Source organism: Geobacillus zalihae, assembly GCF_030414215.1.
GTDB lineage: Bacteria > Bacillota > Bacilli > Bacillales > Anoxybacillaceae > Geobacillus > Geobacillus zalihae.
Window position 1 is genome coordinate 623,417 of record NZ_CP129217.1, and the last position, 18,223, is coordinate 641,639.

Here is an 18,223-nt window from a genome sequence, read left to right on the forward strand (position 1 = left end):
AAGCTTCAGAGACCAATAAATGGATCCTTCGAAGCGAGGTTGTTCAGTCGTCCGACAGTCGCTGACATGTCGGCTGGATCCACAAAAAGAAACAAACGTTAACGTTTCAGATTGCCTCTATATAACCCGCGGCCGGAAGGGCGTTTTTTTCTTCCCAAAAGCGAACATACGTGCTAAAATAAAACAAATAAAGGAAACGAATGGTGGTGGATACAATGTCGCTGCGGTTTTTGCTCGGACGGTCAGGAAGTGGGAAAACGGCTGTCTGCCTCGAAGAAATTCGCCGCCAGTTGCAAGAGGATCCAAAAGGAAGGGTGATCGTCTATCTCGTTCCGGAGCAAATGACATTTCAATGCGAATACGCGTTGATACATACCGAGGGAGTGGACGGGATGATTCGCGCCCAAGTGTTCAGCTTCACCCGTCTCGCTTGGCGCGTGCTGCAGGAAACAGGCGGCATGACCCGGTACCACATTCATGATGTTGGCGTGCAGATGATGATCCGCAAAATTATTGAGCAACGCAAACAAGAGCTGAAACTGTTTGGCCGCGCGGCGGACAAACATGGGTTTATCGAGCAGCTGAACGAAATGATCACCGAATGCAAACGGTATTGCCTGACGCCGGGCGAACTCCGCCGACATGCTGAGGCGTTCGAGGATGGGCCTGATCAACCGGGCCGCCGCTTGCTCGCTGACAAGTTGAGCGATGTCGCGCTTGTGTATGAGGAACTTGAGAAAAGTCTTTCCGGCCACTATCTTGATTCGGAAGATTATTTGCGCTTGCTCGCTGAGCATATTCCGCGCTCAAGTTATTTGCGGGATGCCGATATTTACATCGACGGCTTTCATCATTTCGCGCCGCAAGAATATATGATCATCGAACAGCTTCTTCGCCATTGCCGGCGCGTCACCGTTTGTTTGACGATCGACCGCCCGTATGACGACGGAATGCCGGACGAACTTCATCTCTTTTATTTGCCGGCGCAAACGTACCGCCAGCTGAGGGAGTTGGCGCTAAGCAATGACATTGCGATCGAAGAGCCGATCGTGCTTTCGGCCAACCGACGCCATGAAGACAGGGCGCTCGTTCATCTTGAGGCGCAATTTCACCGACGCCCGTTGCTTCCATATGGTGCAAAGACCGATGCCGTCCATCTTTATGAGGCGTCCAATCGCCGAGCGGAAATCGAAGCGGTCGCACGCGAAATCATCCGCCTTGTCCGCGATGAAGGGGCGCGCTATCGCGACATTGCGCTGATCATCCGCCAGACGGAGGCGTACCGCGATCTGGTAAAAACGGTGTTTTTTGATTTTGGGATCCCGTATTTTATGGATGAAAAAGAACCGATGCACCACCACCCGCTCATTGAACTCGTGCGCGCTGCCTTAGAGACGGTCGTGACGCGTTGGCGATATGAAGCGGTGTTTCGGGCGGTGAAAACGGATTTGCTTTTTCCAACGGACGGCGATCTGCACATGTGGCGCGAGGCGGCCGACAAGCTCGAAAACTATGTGCTTGCTTACGGAATCAAAGGGGATAAGTGGACAAACAATGAGCGCTGGGCGTATCGGCGCTATCAGGCGCTTGACGGTTTGAACGTACCACAAACGGATGAAGAGCGGCAGTTTGAGGACATGCTCAATGAATGGCGCGAGGCGTTGGCCGCTCCGCTTCGCCGGTTGGAGCGCCGTCTGCGCCGGGCGGAGGACGGACGCGGGTTTTGTATGGCATTATATCTGTTTTTGGAAGAATTGCAGATTCCAAAAAAACTAGAGAAAATGAGCGCGCAAGCGGAAGCGGACGGCCGCCTCGTTGAAGCGCGCCAGCATGAACAGGCGTGGAACGCCGTCGTCGATTTGCTTGACCAATATGTAGAAATGCTCGGGACAGAATCACTGCCGCTCGCTGAGTTTGTCAAGATTATCGAGGCTGGGCTCGATCGGTTGGAGTTCTCCCTTGTGCCGCCGGCGATGGACCAGGTGATCGTCGCTCAGCTTGATCGCTCTCGTTTAATTGACATCAAGTATGCGTTCGTCATCGGCGCCAACGATGGCGTTATTCCAGCGAAAGTGAAGGAAGACGGGCTGATGGCGGAAGTGGAGCGCGAGCAGCTGCGTGAGTTGGGGGTGGCGCTCGCCCCAGGGGGACGGGAGCAGCTGTTTTATGACCCGTTTTTTGTCTACTTGGCACTTGTTTGTCCGAGCCGGCGGCTGTATGTTACATATCCGCTTGCTGATGGAGAAGGGAAAGCGTTGATGCCGTCGCCGCTCATCAAGCAGCTTACGGAACTGTTTCCGCATGCGCCGGTGCATCTGTGCGGCAACGACCCGTTCGACGCCCCGGCAGAAAAAGCAGAGGCGTTCGTGACCGCGCCGCGGGCGACGCAAACGTATTTGATCAGCCAGCTCCGAGCATGGAAGCGCAACTACGGCATCGATCCGCTTTGGTGGGATGTGTATAACACGTTCATCGGCCATCGGGACTGGAAGGAGCAGGTGCGGCATGCCGTCTCCGCGCTCTTTTATACAAACGGAGCGACGCCGCTCAAAAAACAGTGGAGCCAGCGGCTGTACGGCAAAAAAATTCAGGCGAGCGTCTCGCGCATGGAGCAGTTTCAAAAATGCCCGTACGCCCATTTCGCATCGCATGGGCTGCGGTTGAAAGAGCGCAACGTTTTCCGACTTGAGGCGCCGGATGTTGGGCAATTGTTCCATGCCGCCATCAAGCAAATCGCCGACCGGCTGCGCGAACAGCATCTTGATTGGCGCGAACTGTCAAGACCAGACTGTGAACGGCTGTCGGCCGAAGCGGTCGAGCGAATCGCCCCGCTCATCCAGCAGCAAGTGCTCTCAAGCTCTCATCGCTATGAATATATGAAACGAAAATTGAAACACGTCGTTGCCCGTACAACCCATGTGTTAAGTGAGCATGCGCGGGCGAGCGGTTTCGTTCCGATCGGACTTGAGCTGTCATTCGGCCCCAATGGCGACCTGCCGCCGCTTCGGTTTCGGCTGCCCGACGGAACAGTGATGGAGCTTGTTGGGCGGATCGACCGCGTCGATAAGGCGGAAAGCAGCCAAGGAGTGCTTCTGCGCATTATCGATTACAAATCGAGCGCGAAAACGCTCGATTTGACGGAAGTATATTACGGCCTGGCGCTGCAAATGTTCACCTACCTGGACATCGTGCTGACATATGCCGAACAGCTCGTCGGCCAGCCGGCCTTGCCAGCCGGGGTGCTTTATTTTCACATCCACAATCCGATCGTTCAAGCGAAGCAATGGGTGGATGATGAGGTGGAAATGGCGAAAAAGTTGCTTGAACCGTTTCGGATGCGCGGACTGTTGCTCGCTGACGTCGAGGCGATCCGGTTGATGGACAACCGAACGGAAGACGGACAATGGTCGCTGATTGTGCCCGCTCAGCTTACGAAAAGCGGATCGATCCATTCGCGTTCGTCGGTGGCGAGTCCATCCGACTTTGCCGCGCTCCGCCAGCATGTCCGCCGTTTGTTCATCGACATCGGCGGGCAAATCGCCGACGGCGTCGTGTCGATCGCCCCGTACAAGTTGAAAGATAAAACAGCGTGCGAGTTTTGCGTCTTCAAACCGGTCTGCCAATTTGATGAGGCACTCTCCGGCAACGAATACCGGAAGCTTGCCCCGCAAACGAAGGAAGCGGTCATCGAAAAACTAGCGGAAGGGAAGGAAGGATAAATGAACGCCACGATTCGCCCGAAGCCGGCTGGGAGCCGATGGACGGATGAACAATGGAAGGCGATCGCCGCGGGCGGCCGAGACATTCTTGTCGCCGCGGCGGCCGGATCCGGGAAAACGGCCGTTCTTGTCGAGCGGATCATTCAAAAAGTGACGGCGGAAGAAGGAGCGGTCGATATCGACCGGCTGCTTGTCGTTACCTTTACCAATGCGGCAGCCGCGGAGATGAAAGCAAGAATCGGTGAGGCGCTCGAGCGGGAATTGGCCAAGCGTCCGCATTCGCTCCATTTGCGGCGCCAGCTCAGCCTGCTTCCCCGCGCCGCGATCTCGACGCTCCATTCCTTTTGCTTGGATGTCATTCGCAAATATTACTATTTGCTCGATTTGGATCCGTCGTTTCGCATCGCGGATGAAACGGAAATCGAGCTGTTGAAAGAGGATGTCCTTGAAGAGCTGCTTGAGGAGGAATACGGAAAGCCGGACAACGAGCGGTTTTTCGCCGTCGTGGATGCCTATACGGGCGACCGGAGCGACGCCGAGCTGCAGGAGATGATTGTCGCCCTTTATGAATTTTCCCGCTCCCATCCGGAACCAGATGAATGGTTGGCCGGTTTGGCCTCGATGTATGACGTCGATGAACGGACGGATATCAAGACGCTGCCAGCAGCCCGCTATATCGCGCAACATGCCGCGATGGAGCTGGCGGCGGCCAAACGGCTGATCCGAAGGGCGCTTGAGCTCGCCGAAGAACCGAGCGGGCCGCGGCCGTATGCCGAGCGGCTGCGCGAAGATCTGGAGATGATCGTCAAGTTAGAGGCGCAACTTTCCGGGCCGTGGGCCGAGCTGCATCGCGCGCTAAAGGCGCTGTCGTTTGGGCGGCTGCCGGCCTGCCGCGGCAAGGACTATGACGAGCGGCTGATCGACGAAGCCAAATCGCTGCGCGATCAGGCGAAAAAGAAAGTGGAGGCGCTGCGCGACAATGTGTTTTCGCTCGATCCATCCGTTTGGCTCCGCCATATGAGGGAAATGAAGCCGATCGTTGAAACGATCGCTAACCTTGTCCGCCGTTTTGCCGTCATGTTCCAAGCGGCGAAACGGGAAAAAGGAATCGTTGATTTTTCTGACTTGGAACATTATTGTTTGCATATTTTGCGGCGGCGCGATCCGGAAACGGGCGAATGGCAGCCTTCCTCCGCCGCCTTGGAATACCAGGCGCAGTTTGATGAAGTGCTTGTTGACGAGTATCAAGATACGAACCTCGTTCAAGAAGCGATTTTGCGGATGGTAAAAAAAGGAAGTGAACGAACAGGCAATTTGTTTATGGTCGGCGACGTGAAACAGTCGATTTACCGATTCCGCCTTGCCGAGCCGATGCTGTTTTTGGACAAATACAAACGATTCACCGCCGACGGGGAAGAAGGGGGGATGAAAATCGACCTCGCGAGCAACTTCCGCAGCCGCCGCGAAGTGCTTGACGGGACGAATTTTCTGTTTGCGCAACTCATGGGGGAAACCGTCGGCGAAATGGTTTACGACGAAGCGGCGCAGCTGAAATACGGCGCCGATTACCCGGAAGGGGAGGATGCGGCGCCGGAAGTCATGATCATCAACCGGCAGCGTGCGGCGGAAGAGGACGAAGAGGAAGCGGCTGAATGGGAAGCGGCGGAGCTCGAGGCGCGGCTGATGGCGAAAAAAATCAAAGAGATCGTTTCCGCTCCGTTTTATGTATACGATCGTTCGAGCGGGCAGCCGCGGCGCGCCATGTACCGTGACATCGTCATCCTTGTCCGCTCGATGACGAATGCGCCGCAGATGATCGAGCAGTTGCAGGCGCAAGGCATCCCGGCGGCCGCGGATTTGTCATCCGGCTATTTTCAGGCGACGGAAATTTCGATCATGCTCTCACTGTTAAAAGTGATCGACAACCCGCACCAAGACATTCCGCTCGCCGCGGTGCTCCGGTCGCCGCTCTTTCGTTTTGACGAGAATGAGCTCGCCATGATTCGCCTCGCCGATCCAAAGGGCACGTTTTATGAAGCGCTCTGTTCGTTTCGGCAAAAGCCGGCGGAAACAAAAGAGGAGGCCAACGCCCAAAGGAAAGCGGCGGCTTTCTTAGAGCGGCTCGAGGGCTGGCGTACGATGGCGCGCCGCCGCTCATTAGCTGATCTCATTTGGCAGCTGTACCGCGATACGCAATTTTACGATTTTGTCGGCGCACTGCCGGGCGGCAGGCAACGGCAGGCGAACTTGCGCGCTTTGTACGACCGCGCGCGGCAGTACGAGTCGACGTCGTTTCGCGGCTTGTTTCGCTTTCTTCGCTTCATCGAGCGGCTGCAAGAGCGCGGCGACGATTTAGGGGCGGCCCGGCCGCTCGGCGAGCAGGAAGACGTCGTGCGCATCATGACGATTCACAGCAGCAAAGGATTGGAATTTCCGATCGTGTTTCTCGCTGGGCTGGCTCGTCCGTTTCATACACGTGATTTGCACCACCCATATTTGCTCGATAAAGAGCTGGGCTTTGCCGCCCGCTTTGTCCACCCGCGGCTGCGCATCAGTTATCCGACGCTGCCGCTGCTTTCCATCCAAACGAAAAAGCGGCTTGAACTGCTCGCTGAGGAGATGCGCATTTTGTATGTCGCGCTCACAAGGGCAAAAGAGAAGCTGTATTTGTTGGCGTCGGTCAACGATGCGGCCAAGGAGATTGAAAAATGGAAAAGCGCTGCTTCGGAACGCGGCTGGCTTCTCCCCGACGATGTGCGGGCTTCGGCCCGCTCCTACTTGGATTGGATCGGCCGGGCGCTCATCCGTCATCGGGATGGGGGGGCGCTTGCGGGAACGAAGGCGCCTGAAGAGGTCGCCTCTCACCCGTCTGTATGGCGTGTCGCCATCGTGCCGGCCGCCGATTTGCGCGGCGCAGAGGCTGCGAGGGAGGAGATGGATGGCGGCGTGCTTCTTGCCCTCGAACAAGGCCGACCCGTTCCCGTAGAAGGAGGGTGGCAGAAGGAGGTCAAACGCCGCTTGTTGTGGCGGTATTCGTATGAGAAAGAAACGGCCGTGCGCGCCAAGCAATCGGTGTCAGAACTCAAAGAACAGCGCGCGCTCTTTGGCGAGCAAGCGGACGAATGGCGGCCGCGCCAAGGGACGGCTCCGGTGTTTTCCCGGCCGCGTTTTATGCAGGAGAAAACGTTGACGCCGGCCGAAAAAGGGACGGCGCTCCATGTCGTCATGCGCCATCTCGATTTGCAAGCGCCGCTTGATGAATCGTGGATCCGCAGTCAGATCGTCCGCCTTGTCGAAAAAGAGCTGCTGTCGGCAGAACAAGCAGAGGCGGTCGATCCAGCGGCCATCGCTGCCTTTTTCACTGCAGATCTTGGCCGCCGCCTTTGCGCCGCCCGCGAAGTGCACCGTGAAGTGCCGTTCAGCTTGGGGCTTAAAGCGGCTGAACTGTACGGCGGCGAAGGGACGGAAAGCGGCCGGCGCGTCCTCGTGCAAGGGGTGATCGACTGCGTGTTTGCCGACGAATGCGGCTATGTGATGATTGACTATAAAACGGATGAAGTCGTCCACCGTTTTGCTGGGCAAAAGGAAGAAGCGGCTCGTTTTCTGCTCGGCCGCTACGGGACGCAAATGCGCTTGTACCGGCGGGCCATCGAGCAAATTTGGCGTGCGCCGGTGGCGGAATGCTATTTGTATTCGTTTGACGGCGGGTTTGTTGTGGCTGTTGAGTGATGCAAGGGGGGAAAGAGAGAATGCGGATTTTGCATACCGCGGACTGGCATTTTGGGAGAACGCTCGAGGGGCGGAGTCGGATGGCCGAGCAAGAGGCATTTGTTGATGAGCTTGTGGAGATTGTCAAGAAAGAACAAATCGACATCATCCTTGTGGCCGGCGATGTATTCGACTCCGTCAATCCGCCGGCGGCTGCGGAACAACTGTTTTATGAAAGCCTCGCCCGCCTGTCCGACAAAGGACGCCGCCCGGTGGCAGTCATCAGCGGCAACCACGACCACCCCGACCGGATCAGCGCTGCCCGGACGTTGATGTGTGCGCACAACATTTTTCTTTTCGGCCGCCCGCAAGCGGCTGTTTGCCGGATTGACGTTCCATCGTGCGGCGAAACGATGATGCTTGCTCCGTTGGCCTATCCGTCCGAATCGCGCCTCGCCGAGCTGTTGTCATCCGACTGTAAAGAGACGACGATGCGCGATCGGTACGATGACCGCATCCGCGCCCTATTAGCGGCGATGGCCGCCTCGTTCACGGCGGAGACCGTCAATATCGCGATGAGCCATCTTTACGTTGCCGGCGGACGTACGTCCGATTCCGAGCGGCCGATTGAAGTCGGCGGCGCTTATACGGTGGCGGCTGAGAGCTTGCCGAAAGCCGCGCAATATGTGGCGCTTGGCCATCTGCACCGGCCGCAGGATGTCAAGCAGGCAAAGACGGCGGCGCGCTATTCCGGCTCGCCGTTGGCGTACAGCTTTTCCGAAGCCGGTCAAGCCAAATCGGTCACGGTCGTTGACGTGCATCCAGGCGGGGCGGCCAAGGTGGCGGAGATACCGCTCGTTGCCGGCAAACCGCTCATCCGTTGGAAGGCGACAGAGGGGCTCGCTCAAGTATACCGCTGGTGTGAGGAAGGAAGAGACCGATCAAGCTGGATCGATTTGGAGATTCATGTGACCGAGTCGTTGACAATGGAAGAAATTGATCGGCTGCGTAAGCTTCATCCCGGATTTGTCCACATTCGCCCGGTGCTTCCCAATCGGGTGGAAGAGATGATGGAAATGAGCCGCGAGCCGCTTTCACTTGAAGAAATGTTTCACCGCTTTTACGAACGGCAGACTGGGGGACAAACGCCGGATGAAGAGCTCGTCCGCCTCTTTTTGGAGCTGGCGGCGGAAGAAGAGAAGGAAGGGGAGGGAGAATGAAGCCGATCTCGCTGACGATCGCCGGGCTTCATAGCTTTCGTGAAAAGCAGACGATCGATTTCACCGCACTGTGTGAGGGCGGTGTGTTCGGCATTTTCGGGCCGACTGGAAGCGGCAAATCAACGATTTTAGACGCCATGACGCTCGCCTTGTTCGGCAGCGTCGAGCGGGCGGCCAACCGCACGCAGGCGATCATCAACCACGCGGAGCAAGAGTTGTTTGTCTCGTTTACGTTTGAGCTGGAAAATGCGGCAGGAGCGAAACGGTATACAGTCGAACGAAGCTTAAAAAAAGTGGACGAATGGCGGACGCGCAGCGCCGTTTGCCGCCTGATCGAGCATCGGTCCGAGCCGGTCGTGCTCGCCGATAAACTGTCGGAGGTGGACAAGGCGATCGAGCAATTGCTCGGCTTGACGATGGAGGATTTCACCCGGGCGGTCGTCTTGCCGCAAGGAAAATTTGCCGAATTTTTATCGCTCAAAGGGTCGGAGCGGCGGCAAATGCTGCAGCGCCTCTTCCATCTTGAGCGGTATGGCGATCAGTTGAATAAAAAGTTGAAAGACCGGCTTGCCGCCGCTCGGCAAGAATGGGAAAAAATCGAAGCGGAAAAAGCGGGGCTTGGCGATGCTTCAAAAGCAGCGCTCGAGCAGGCAGAGGCGGATGTGCGGGAGCTCGCGGGGCTGTTTGCCAAGCGAAAAAAAGAGCTTGAGGAAGTCGAAGCAGATGTGGAACGAACAAAACAACGATGGGCATGGCAGCAAGAAAAAGAAGCGGTCGAACAAGAGCTCGCCGCGCTGCGCCAACATGAATCCTCCATCCGCGAGCTTGAGGCGAAAAAGGAGCGCGCCGAGCAAGCAGAGCGCATCTGGCCGTATTGGGAGCAGTGCGAGCAGGCATGTCGCTTGCGGGCAGAGGCGTTTCGTCGGTATGAAGGACTGGCGCGTCGGTTAGAAGAAGCCCAATTGAGCTATGAAGAAGCGGCGCGGCGTTATGAACGGGCGCGCCAAGAAAAGGCGCAGCGCGAACCGGAATTGCTCGTCCAGATGGAACGGCTGCGGCAGGCGGCGCAGCTTGAGCAGCAAATGGAAGTGCTTGGACAGGAGCTCGCAGCTCTTCGTGAAGAGAGGAAGCGACTCATTGCCCAGGAGAAGGCAGCTGCACGCCGGTTTGAAGAGGCGTCGGTCTGGTATGAGCGCGGCGCGAAGCGGCAGCGGGAGTTGAAAGAAGAACTGAAACAGCATGAAGAGGCGCTGGATGGAAAAGATGAGGCAGAGCGGGCGTACAGGCAGAAGCAGCATATTGAGCAAGCGGCGTCAGCCATCGCTCGCGTCGATGCCCAACTTCAGCAAAAGGAGGCCGTTTGGCGTCGGGCGAAAGAGGAAAAGTTGGAGCGGGAACGCCGATCAGCCGCTGTCGGCTCCCGGCTTCAAGAGCTGTTCCGGCGTGTGGAGCGGACGTATCGTTTCGTCTGCTGGCGGCAGCAGGACGCTGAAAAACAATTGTATACGTTGCAGAAAACCATGGAGGCGGAGCGACAGCGAGCCGAAGAAGCGCGGACGGCGCAACTCGCCTCCGCCTTGGCTGAGCGGCTCCGTCCCGGCGAGCCGTGTCCAGTGTGCGGATCGCGCGAGCATCCGCATCCGGCCGCCGCACCGCACGATGTCCAACTTGAGCGTCTGTCCGAGCTTGAGGCAGAGCGGCAGCGGTATGAACAAGATTGGCAAATGATCATTTCGTTCAAGGCGCAGCTCGAGCAGCTTGCCGAGCTGGCGGCAGGCCATGAAGCGCCGCCTGTGTTTGCCGAAAGCCGATCGGTGGAGGAGGTCGTCGACCTCACTGTGGAAGTGCGGGCGCTTGCGCAAGATGTCATTGAATTGAAAGAAGCGGCCTACCGGGTGCTTGCCCAATGGAATGAAGCCGAGTCAGCGCGGCGCGAAGCGGAGAAAGCGTGCCAATGGATAGCGGCGGACATCGAAGCGCTGCAAGTTGAAAAGCAGCGGCTGGAGGAAGAGCGGCGGCAACTTGAACAGCAATGGCGGCAGATGTATCCTTTCCATTCGCTTGAGACGATCGATACGGTGTATGAACAGCTGTGTGAACTGGAAAACGTGCGGCGCGACGTGCAAAAACGGCTGGAGGACAGCGTGCTGTTTTTAGAGGAAAAACAGCGGGCGAAAGAGGAAGCGGCCAAAGAGCGGAGCCGGCTTGAGACGGAGCGGGTGCGTCTTGACTCGCTGATTAGTGCCAAACAGCAGCAATGGAACGAATATGAGCGGCAACGGGGCGAGAAGGCGGGGGAAGGTCCTGCGGCCGTGCAGCTTCAGAAGGCGGAGGACGAATGGCGCCAGCTGCAAAACGGCGAGCAACAGGCGTATGAGGCCTGGCAGCGAGCCCAGCGGGAATATCAAATGCTTGAAAGCGAAACAAAAGCAGCCAAGCAGGCGTGGGAAGAAGGCGTCCGCCGCGAAGAAGAGGCGCTCGCTCGCTGGCGCGGCGCGCTTTTGGACACCATGTTTGCCGATGCCGAACAAGTCAAGCAAGCAAAGGCGGAAAAAGCGCAGCGAGATGAATGGGATGAGGCAATCCGCCGCTATTGGCGCCAAATCGGGCAAGCCGAACATCGCCTCGCCCAGCTGGCCGCCGCCATCGGGGGGGCGACGGTGAGCGCTGAACAATGGGAGACGATGCAGCGTGTATACGCCGAGTTGAAGGGGCAAGTGGAGGCGATGACGCAGCAGCTTGGGGCGGCTCAAGCGAAGGTGGAAGAGTTGAGAAAAAAACATAGCCGCTTTGTTGAACTGGAGGAGAAGCAGACGGAGCTCAGCCGGCGCATCGAGCGGTATAAACAGCTGCAGGCGCTGCTTCGCGGCAACAGCTTTGTCGAATTTATGGCTGAAGAGCAGCTCGAGCAAGTCACCGCCATGGCTTCGGAACGGCTGCAGCGGCTGACACGGCACCGGTATTCGCTCGAATTGGATTCGCAAGGCGGGTTTCTGATCCGTGATGATGCCAATGGCGGCGTCAGACGGCCGGTATCGACGCTCTCGGGTGGGGAGACATTTTTGACGTCACTGTCGTTGGCGTTGGCGTTATCGGCGCAAATTCAGCTGCGCGGCGAGTATCCGCTCCGCTTTTTCTTCTTGGACGAAGGGTTTGGCACCCTCGATGCTGAGCTGCTTGAGACGGTCATTTCCGCCTTGGAAAAGCTGCATACCGAGCGGCTGGCGGTCGGCGTCATCAGTCATGTACAAGAAATTCGCCACCGTCTGCCGCGACGGCTCATCGTCGAACCGGCTGAACCGTCCGGACGCGGCACGCGTGTCTGGCTGGAAATGATGTGAATGGCTCGCCCGTTGAGCTGAACGGGCTTTAGGGGAATAATGGAGAGATGCGGTCGCAAAAGGTTGGTTTCCTTTCGATCAAGCACAATGTATGGTTTTTTAGATATAGAGGTAAATAAGCAAAGGTGTCCGGATCCTTTTGGGACACCTTCTCTTTTTGGTTTCGGCAGCGTTCGGCTGATAAGGTTGATGTTGGCAAATGAAAGGTGAGGGGATTCGTTTTCTGCAACGTTCAGTTGTTGGCGGCCACGTTTTGGTCGGATACATCCGGATCAAACGCGTTTGTAAAGCTGATCGCGTTGTTCGTCATCACAAAATCGCCGGTGTTGAACCCGCCGGATCCGGCTTGCGTTTTCGTGGCGACTTTCGGCGCGATGTACAGACAGTCGCCCATTTGGACGACAGCTCCGCTGCTGACGTTGTTGATTTTAATCGGGCCGACAAACGAAGGCATTATAAATCCCTCCCTCTTGTTGGCGCGCTCGACTCAGAGCCGACCAGCTGGCGGATATGTTTAATTCTTGCCTCTGCCTCCGCTGTCGAGGTCGAGCCGATATGGACGATGGCGGACGAAGAAATGGCGAGCACGCGCACAGACTGAACGGAAATGACCGGGGACTCATGGAGCGTTTGGCGTGCGGCTACCGGCGGTGGAGAAGTCCAGCGCGGGATCGGCTTCGCAAAAACAGGGAATATTTGTTCTCCTTCTGGGCCAAAAAACAGTTCATATTGCCGCTGAACGGCAAAGGCGCGCGTGCGGGCGGAAATTCGCTCTGAGTCGCCGATTTGCAGCACAGAGCTAATGATGAGCGTTTCGGCATGGAACGTTTGCACAACTGACGTTCGTTTCACGGCGTATCCCCTCGGGCCGGCACAAGCGGGACGAACGGGCCGATGATAAGCGATTCCGGTGGTGTGTCAAACGCTGATGACAAGTGAATCGCATCGGCGTCGCCGATTAAAAACAGCGAGGCACTGGCGACGGCCACGAGGCGGATGTCGCCAACATGCAGATGACGATTGATCACTGTATAATTCACGTCTATCCCTCCTTTGAAGGCAAATGTTTCAAAAACGCATCGAGCGATTGTTCGATATCGGCTTTCACTTTTTGAAAAATTTCATTTTCGACTGCTTCATCGCGGTCGCCGGACGGAACGTAGCCATGGTTGGCTTTCTCTTGCAAATAGAAGCGGATGCGTTCGTCTGTTTGCCGGGCGATGTCTTGCAAAATGAACTGGCGGTACGTATCGTCGAGGCGGCGGCCGTATTGCTGCTCAAGGCGTTTTAACGTTTCCGACGCTTCCCCGTTGAGATAGGCGGCTACTTTTTCTTGAATCGGGCGCATCAGCACCGGTTCCGGCTTTGGAATTACGGTTTTGACCGGTTCGACGGCAAAGTCTTCAATTGTACCGCCGGCTCCGGACGGAGCGATCCCGATGTTTAGCGTTCCTTCGAGCGTTTCCACTTTGAGCTGGTCAAATTTATATTCAATTCGTTCGATCGATGTGCGCGGCTGAGCCTCCATTTCCCGAAGCCGGGCTTCGAGTGCGTGGAGACGGCGTTCCAGAGCCCGTATTTTTTTTGTTTGCCATAATAAATAGCGGTGCAGCTTGACGAAATACTCGTAAATGCTCATTGTGCACCATCATCCTCTCCAAAGAGCCCTCTTACTTCAATATATGGACGGCCTTTCGCTCTCATCACTTTTTTTCGCTGAATTTAGCGGGTGGCTGAATGGAGAGGAACGAGAGGAGCGGATGCACCGGGCGGCACGGTCGCCTGTGGGGCCGAACCGGTGAATCCGCCGGTGTTGGCAAGCGTTGAGAGCGCTTGAATGCTTCCGGCGCTGCCGATTTGCAAAACGGATGAATTGGTGACCGAGCCGATCCGCAACTGGTGGATGCAGATGCTTTGGCTGATGTAAACGTGCACCCTCCTTCTCCTCCTTCAAACGTTTCCGACGACATTTTCATCGGCGACATCGGCGTCATTCGTATTGGTATTGCTGTAATAGTTATAGATATGAAGCCCGTCGCCGGTGTTAAACGAACCGGCGCCAGCGAACGTTTTCGTCACGCTTTGCGGGGAAATCGCAAACACATCGCCAATATGGAACACGCCGCTGCTTCCGATGCTGTTCAGTTTGACGACTCCGACAAAAGCCGGCATGTGGGCATGCTCCCTTCCATGTTTTCTTCGTTGATACTAGTGTATGGGCGCAAGCTGCGAAACGTTCGCTTTAATTGTTGGCGGCATTATTTGAGTCGAACACATCCGGATCGCCGTTGTTTGTAAAGCTGACGAACGTATTCGTCTGCAGGAAGTCCCCGTTGTTGCCGCCGCCTGAGCCGGTATTGGATTTCAACGTGCTCTTTGGTGTGATTTGCAAGACGTCGCCGAAATTCACCGTGCCGTCGCCGCTGACATGGGTGATTTTAATTGGACCGCTGATAAATGAAGGCATGAAGAGCCCCCTCCTTTTTCGTCGTGTCGCTATCGTTATTGTATGAAAACGGAGAAAAAACGGTTCAATGCGGGGCGAGAGTCCAATTGAGGAAAGCAGCTCCCGCGTATGATAAAGAAAGGGAACGGGCAGAAAGGAAGGGGAAAGGGGATGCCAGCAATCGTCATTGGTGGGCTCAAAGTGACGAACGTAAGCGGCAATGGCACTGTCAACATGGGCGATGTGCTGCAAATCGCTCCGAAAAGCACCACGAAGTCAAACTCAGGTGCCGGCGGCGGCAATACTGGCGATTTCTTGCAAACGAATACGTTTTGCAGCGTCACGAATACGGTCGATCCGGACGTCTCCGACGCCGGGGTGAAAGGAAATAACTAGCGGTTGTCGAGACGATTCGCCTAGCATTCGTTTTTGGGAAAAAAGAAGAAACTGGGTTCTTTTTTGGCGCAATGGAGCGGACTAGCCAAGAAAGAGGGCTGGCTTCAAAAGTCATTTTACGACTTTTGGGATGGCCCTCTTTTTCTTTATGCCATCTTTGTTATATAATACAATTGTGAATTTTCTAAAACATAAAACAGGGGGATGGGAGAATGAATGCGCCGCTCGTGCTCCATCACTTTTTCGGTCGCGCCGTGGCTCTCTATGGGGACAAGACAGCCATGATTTGTTCGGGGCGGACGGTGACGTATCGTGAGCTTGGCGAACGGGTGTCGAGACTCGCCAACGGGCTGCGGGGGCTTGGCGTTCGCAAAGGCGACCGTGTGGCGTACTTGGCGCCCAACACGCTCGAGATGCTCGAAGGGTTTTACGGTGTGTTTGAAGTGGGAGGGGTGATGGTGCCGCTGAATACGCGGCTGAAACCGGATGATTACGTTTTTATTTTGAATCACAGCGAAACGAAAGTGTTGTTTGTGGATCAGGAGCTGTATGGGCTGATTGCACCAGTCAAAAACAAGCTTGAAACGGTCGAGGAGATCATTGTCCACCATAAAACAGAGGCGGTGATTGATGAAACCGCTTACGATGAATGGCTCGCCGCCCAGTCGTCAGCGCCGGTTCCGCGCCCGATGATCGATGAGAATGATATATGCAGCTTGCTATATACGAGCGGGACGACAGGAAATCCAAAAGGAGTCATGCTGACGCATCGGAACAACTATTTGCATGCGCTTGTGACGATGCACCATTTGCGTGTGTCCGACCGCGATACGTATTTGCATGTGTTGCCGATGTTCCACGTCAACGGCTGGGGGGCTCCGTTTTATTACACCGCCAACGGGGCAACGCAAATCGGTTTGCGTAAAGTCGATCCGAAAGTCATTTTTGATCTTGTCAAGGAACATCAGGTGACGGTTATGCATATGGCTCCGACTGTGCTCAATATGTTGCTGCAATATTATGAGCAATATCAACCAGATGTCCCGGAAGGCGTGCGGGTCGTCATCGCCGGTTCTGCGCCGCCGCCGGCATTTGTCGCACGCGTTGAGGAAAAGCTCGGCTGGGAGTTTATCCAGGTGTACGGCATGACCGAATCATCTCCGCTCAGCACGATTTCGCTCATTCGTCCGCAGCTTGACGGACTGCCTGTGGAGCAAAAGCAGCGGATCAAGGCAAAAGCCGGCTATCCGATGATCGGCTGTGAAGTGAAAGTGGTCGATGAAAACGGCGACGAAGTGCCTCATAATGGCCGGACGATCGGCGAGGTGATCGTCCGCAGCCATGGCGTCATGAAAGGATATTGGAAAAACGAAGAAGCAACCGCCGCAACGATCCGCGACGGCTGGCTGTATACCGGCGATATGGCGACCGTCGATGAATACGGGCATATTGATATCGTTGACCGGAAAAAGGATATTATTATTAGCGGAGGGGAAAATATTTCGTCGATTGAAGTCGAAGGTGCGCTTTATGAACACCCTGCTGTGCTTGAGGCAGCCGTCATTGCCGCGCCGCACGAAAAATGGGGAGAAACGCCGCATGCGTTTGTCGTCGTCCGCCCAGGGCACAATGTGACAGAGGAAGAGCTGATCGCCTTTTCTCGGGAAAAACTGGCTCATTTCAAAGCCATTACAGGCGTTACGTTTGTCGATGAGCTGCCGAAAACAGCCTCCGGAAAAATTCAGAAAGTACACTTGCGCCGCCAATATTGGGATGCAATTGGAAAATCGGGCCGCTATGTCAACTGATGATACAGGCATGCGCCTTCAGACGGGCAGAGGAGAGCGCGTCGAATGAAATGGATAAGGCGGCGGGCGTGCCGGCAAGGCGGTAAAGCGTCGCCGATTGCGCAGACGGCTAGGCGGCAGAAAGAAGGGAGAAAGCGATGATCAGATCGCCCGAGCGAATCGCCGCGGCCGATGTGCTGCGTGGATTCGCTTTGCTTGGCATTTTGCTTGTCAACATGCGTTATGTTTCCTCGCCGGCGTTATACGACGACGGCGTCAAGGGCAGTGATTTTGACCGAGTTTTCGTTGCCGTCGTGGATGTGTTGTTTGAAGCGAGCGCGTATCCGCTGTTTGCCTTTTTATTCGGCTTTGGCGCCGTGATGATGTTCCGCCGGCTCCAAAGCCGCGGGGAGCGGCCGATTCCGATTCTGTTGCGCCGCTTCTTTCTTTTGCTTGGGATTGGCATTGCTCATGCGTTTGGCCTTTGGTTTGGCGATATTTTAATCCCCTACGCCCTCGCCGGGTTCATCATGCTTTTCTTTTTCGCCGCCCCGCCTCGTTGGTGGCGGACGGCGGCTGTTGCCGTCTTTTTTCTTTTTCACGGCCTCATGGCGCTGTTGTTAACTCTCAATGTGTTGACCGGAGAAATGGAGACAGCCGGCGGCCACGAGACCGCGGCGGCCGCGGCGGTTCGCCATTATCGAAACGGAACGTTTCGTGACGTGTTTTGGCAACGGTGGAACGACTGGATGTATATCAACGGCGATGGAGGGCTTTTGCTTACGGTGTTGACCGTGCTGCCGTTTTGTTTGCTTGGCGGCTATGCCGCCGACCAACGTTGGCTTGAAGCCGACCGTCACTCGCCTGCGAAGCTGCGCCGCCTGATGAGGTGGGCGCTATGTTTTGGTTTAGCACTGAAAACCATTCCGTATTGGGCTGCGGCCAACGACTTGACCATGTACATCCAAGACAGCTTCGGAGGCGCCGCTTTGGCGGTGTTTTACGCGGCGGCTGCCGTGTTTGTCTGCCGGAAACCAAGTTGGCAGCGCGCTTGGCGGTGGTGGCAAGACGTCGGGAAAATGTCGCTCACCCATTACCTCGCGCAATCGCTCGTTTGCACGTCGCTGTTTTATGGTTATGGGCTTGGGTGGTATGGACGCACAAGCGCATGGCAGGAGATGTTGATTGCGTTTGCCTTGTATGCAACTCAAGTGTGGATAAGCCGCTTTTGGTTTGCGCGTTTTCATTATGGCCCGATTGAGTGGATGTGGAGGTGGGGAACATACGGAACGCGGCCGCCGTTTCGCCGCCGGCCGGGGCAATAAAAACCCCCGCTTACTGAACGGACGGGGAAGGCGATTCCAACATCCTTGTTTGCTGCAAATATTGATTGATCAATTGGTCAAGCTCTTGGCTGCATTCGATCGTCTCTTTGGCCGTGAACCCATACGTGAGCGCCAATTCGATCATTTGTTGTCGTTTTTCTTCAATTTGCAACAGAACCATTTCCTTCACCATCAATTCGTTTGAAATGTTGGTTGAGGCATGCCGCGTCGATGCAAGACGTTTGTTGCATGACGAAAGTCGCAATCGACGCCCTAGTGGA

Annotated in this window: 15 protein-coding genes; 7 read left to right on the top strand and 8 right to left on the bottom strand. The window is 56.0% G+C overall.

Annotation, left to right across the window (positions count from 1 at the left end; genetic code table 11):
• Positions 1-215 precede the first annotated feature (215 nt).
• Genes addB through QWV57_RS03260 form a run of 4 tightly spaced genes read left to right on the top strand, consistent with a single transcriptional unit; the run spans position 216 to position 11,988 of the window.
• Positions 216-3,719 (top strand): helicase-exonuclease AddAB subunit AddB, encoded by a 3,504-nt coding sequence (gene addB / locus QWV57_RS03245; RefSeq protein ID WP_278248157.1) that lies wholly within the window; start codon positions 216-218, stop codon positions 3,717-3,719.
• A complete protein-coding gene (addA, locus tag QWV57_RS03250) occupies positions 3,720-7,448 on the top strand; it encodes a helicase-exonuclease AddAB subunit AddA (RefSeq protein ID WP_129446782.1) in 3,729 nt (1,242 codons plus the stop codon). It abuts the gene before it with no gap.
• 20 nt (positions 7,449-7,468) lie between these two features.
• Positions 7,469-8,647 carry an exonuclease SbcCD subunit D gene (locus QWV57_RS03255; RefSeq protein ID WP_011230186.1) on the top strand — a complete coding sequence of 393 codons (1,179 nt, stop codon included), beginning with the start codon at positions 7,469-7,471 and terminating at the stop codon, positions 8,645-8,647.
• On the top strand, positions 8,644-11,988 hold the full coding sequence (locus tag QWV57_RS03260; RefSeq protein WP_129446783.1) for an SbcC/MukB-like Walker B domain-containing protein: 3,345 nt from the start codon (positions 8,644-8,646) through the stop codon (positions 11,986-11,988). The genes QWV57_RS03255 and QWV57_RS03260 overlap by 4 nt, the downstream gene beginning before the upstream one ends.
• A gap of 232 nt (positions 11,989-12,220) precedes the next feature.
• Here QWV57_RS03260 and QWV57_RS03265 read toward each other — a convergent pair whose 3' ends face one another.
• From QWV57_RS03265 to QWV57_RS03295, 7 genes are all read right to left on the bottom strand, one after another.
• Positions 12,221-12,442, bottom strand: a complete 222-nt coding sequence (locus QWV57_RS03265; protein ID WP_011230188.1) for a spore germination protein — start codon at positions 12,440-12,442, stop codon at positions 12,221-12,223.
• Positions 12,442-12,840, bottom strand: coding sequence for a spore germination protein GerPE (locus QWV57_RS03270; protein ID WP_301100504.1), 399 nt, complete (start codon positions 12,838-12,840; stop codon positions 12,442-12,444). The genes QWV57_RS03265 and QWV57_RS03270 overlap by 1 nt, the downstream gene beginning before the upstream one ends.
• Positions 12,837-13,028: a spore germination protein GerPD gene (locus tag QWV57_RS03275; protein ID WP_013146202.1), complete on the bottom strand. Its 192-nt coding sequence runs from the start codon at positions 13,026-13,028 to the stop codon at positions 12,837-12,839. Before QWV57_RS03275 ends, QWV57_RS03270 begins: the two co-directional genes overlap by 4 nt.
• A gap of 2 nt (positions 13,029-13,030) precedes the next feature.
• A complete protein-coding gene (locus QWV57_RS03280; protein WP_011230191.1) occupies positions 13,031-13,627 on the bottom strand; it encodes a spore germination protein GerPC in 597 nt (198 codons plus the stop codon).
• Between the two features lie 83 nt (positions 13,628-13,710).
• Positions 13,711-13,923 carry a spore germination protein GerPB gene (locus QWV57_RS03285; RefSeq protein ID WP_011230192.1) on the bottom strand — a complete coding sequence of 71 codons (213 nt, stop codon included), beginning with the start codon at positions 13,921-13,923 and terminating at the stop codon, positions 13,711-13,713.
• Positions 13,924-13,938: 15 nt separating this feature from the next.
• Positions 13,939-14,160, bottom strand: coding sequence for a spore germination protein (locus tag QWV57_RS03290; protein ID WP_011230193.1), 222 nt, complete (start codon positions 14,158-14,160; stop codon positions 13,939-13,941).
• Positions 14,161-14,230: 70 nt separating this feature from the next.
• Positions 14,231-14,455 (bottom strand): spore germination protein, encoded by a 225-nt coding sequence (locus tag QWV57_RS03295; RefSeq protein WP_013523084.1) that lies wholly within the window; start codon positions 14,453-14,455, stop codon positions 14,231-14,233.
• 150 nt (positions 14,456-14,605) lie between these two features.
• Here QWV57_RS03295 and QWV57_RS03300 point away from each other — a divergent pair, with 150 nt between their 5' ends.
• The 3 genes from QWV57_RS03300 (at position 14,606) to QWV57_RS03310 (ending at position 17,942) form a co-directional block, all read left to right on the top strand.
• Positions 14,606-14,830: a spore germination protein gene (locus QWV57_RS03300; RefSeq protein ID WP_013146199.1), complete on the top strand. Its 225-nt coding sequence runs from the start codon at positions 14,606-14,608 to the stop codon at positions 14,828-14,830.
• A gap of 212 nt (positions 14,831-15,042) precedes the next feature.
• A complete protein-coding gene (locus tag QWV57_RS03305; RefSeq protein ID WP_301100510.1) occupies positions 15,043-16,638 on the top strand; it encodes a fatty acid--CoA ligase in 1,596 nt (531 codons plus the stop codon).
• Between the two features lie 137 nt (positions 16,639-16,775).
• Positions 16,776-17,942, top strand: coding sequence for a DUF418 domain-containing protein (locus tag QWV57_RS03310; RefSeq protein ID WP_020755039.1), 1,167 nt, complete (start codon positions 16,776-16,778; stop codon positions 17,940-17,942).
• A 10-nt stretch (positions 17,943-17,952) separates the two neighbouring features.
• On the opposite strand, the gene QWV57_RS03315 is transcribed toward QWV57_RS03310, so the two are convergent.
• Positions 17,953-18,123 carry an aspartyl-phosphate phosphatase Spo0E family protein gene (locus tag QWV57_RS03315; protein ID WP_025038859.1) on the bottom strand — a complete coding sequence of 57 codons (171 nt, stop codon included), beginning with the start codon at positions 18,121-18,123 and terminating at the stop codon, positions 17,953-17,955.
• Between the last annotated feature and the right edge of the window lie 100 nt (positions 18,124-18,223).

Excerpts from the sequence above, each read along its gene's own strand:
- addB (WP_278248157.1), top strand. The coding sequence starts at position 216 with ATGTCGCTGCGGTTTTTGCTCGGACGGTCAGGAAGTGGGAAAACGGCT.
- addA (WP_129446782.1), top strand. The coding sequence starts at position 3,720 with ATGAACGCCACGATTCGCCCGAAGCCGGCTGGGAGCCGATGGACGGAT.
- QWV57_RS03255 (WP_011230186.1), top strand. The coding sequence starts at position 7,469 with ATGCGGATTTTGCATACCGCGGACTGGCATTTTGGGAGAACGCTCGAG.
- QWV57_RS03260 (WP_129446783.1), top strand. The coding sequence starts at position 8,644 with ATGAAGCCGATCTCGCTGACGATCGCCGGGCTTCATAGCTTTCGTGAA.
- QWV57_RS03265 (WP_011230188.1), bottom strand. The coding sequence starts at position 12,442 with ATGCCTTCGTTTGTCGGCCCGATTAAAATCAACAACGTCAGCAGCGGA.
- QWV57_RS03280 (WP_011230191.1), bottom strand. The coding sequence starts at position 13,627 with ATGAGCATTTACGAGTATTTCGTCAAGCTGCACCGCTATTTATTATGG.
- QWV57_RS03290 (WP_011230193.1), bottom strand. The coding sequence starts at position 14,160 with ATGCCGGCTTTTGTCGGAGTCGTCAAACTGAACAGCATCGGAAGCAGC.
- QWV57_RS03295 (WP_013523084.1), bottom strand. The coding sequence starts at position 14,455 with ATGCCTTCATTTATCAGCGGTCCAATTAAAATCACCCATGTCAGCGGC.
- QWV57_RS03300 (WP_013146199.1), top strand. The coding sequence starts at position 14,606 with ATGCCAGCAATCGTCATTGGTGGGCTCAAAGTGACGAACGTAAGCGGC.
- QWV57_RS03305 (WP_301100510.1), top strand. The coding sequence starts at position 15,043 with ATGAATGCGCCGCTCGTGCTCCATCACTTTTTCGGTCGCGCCGTGGCT.
- QWV57_RS03310 (WP_020755039.1), top strand. The coding sequence starts at position 16,776 with ATGATCAGATCGCCCGAGCGAATCGCCGCGGCCGATGTGCTGCGTGGA.
- QWV57_RS03315 (WP_025038859.1), bottom strand. The coding sequence starts at position 18,123 with ATGGTTCTGTTGCAAATTGAAGAAAAACGACAACAAATGATCGAATTG.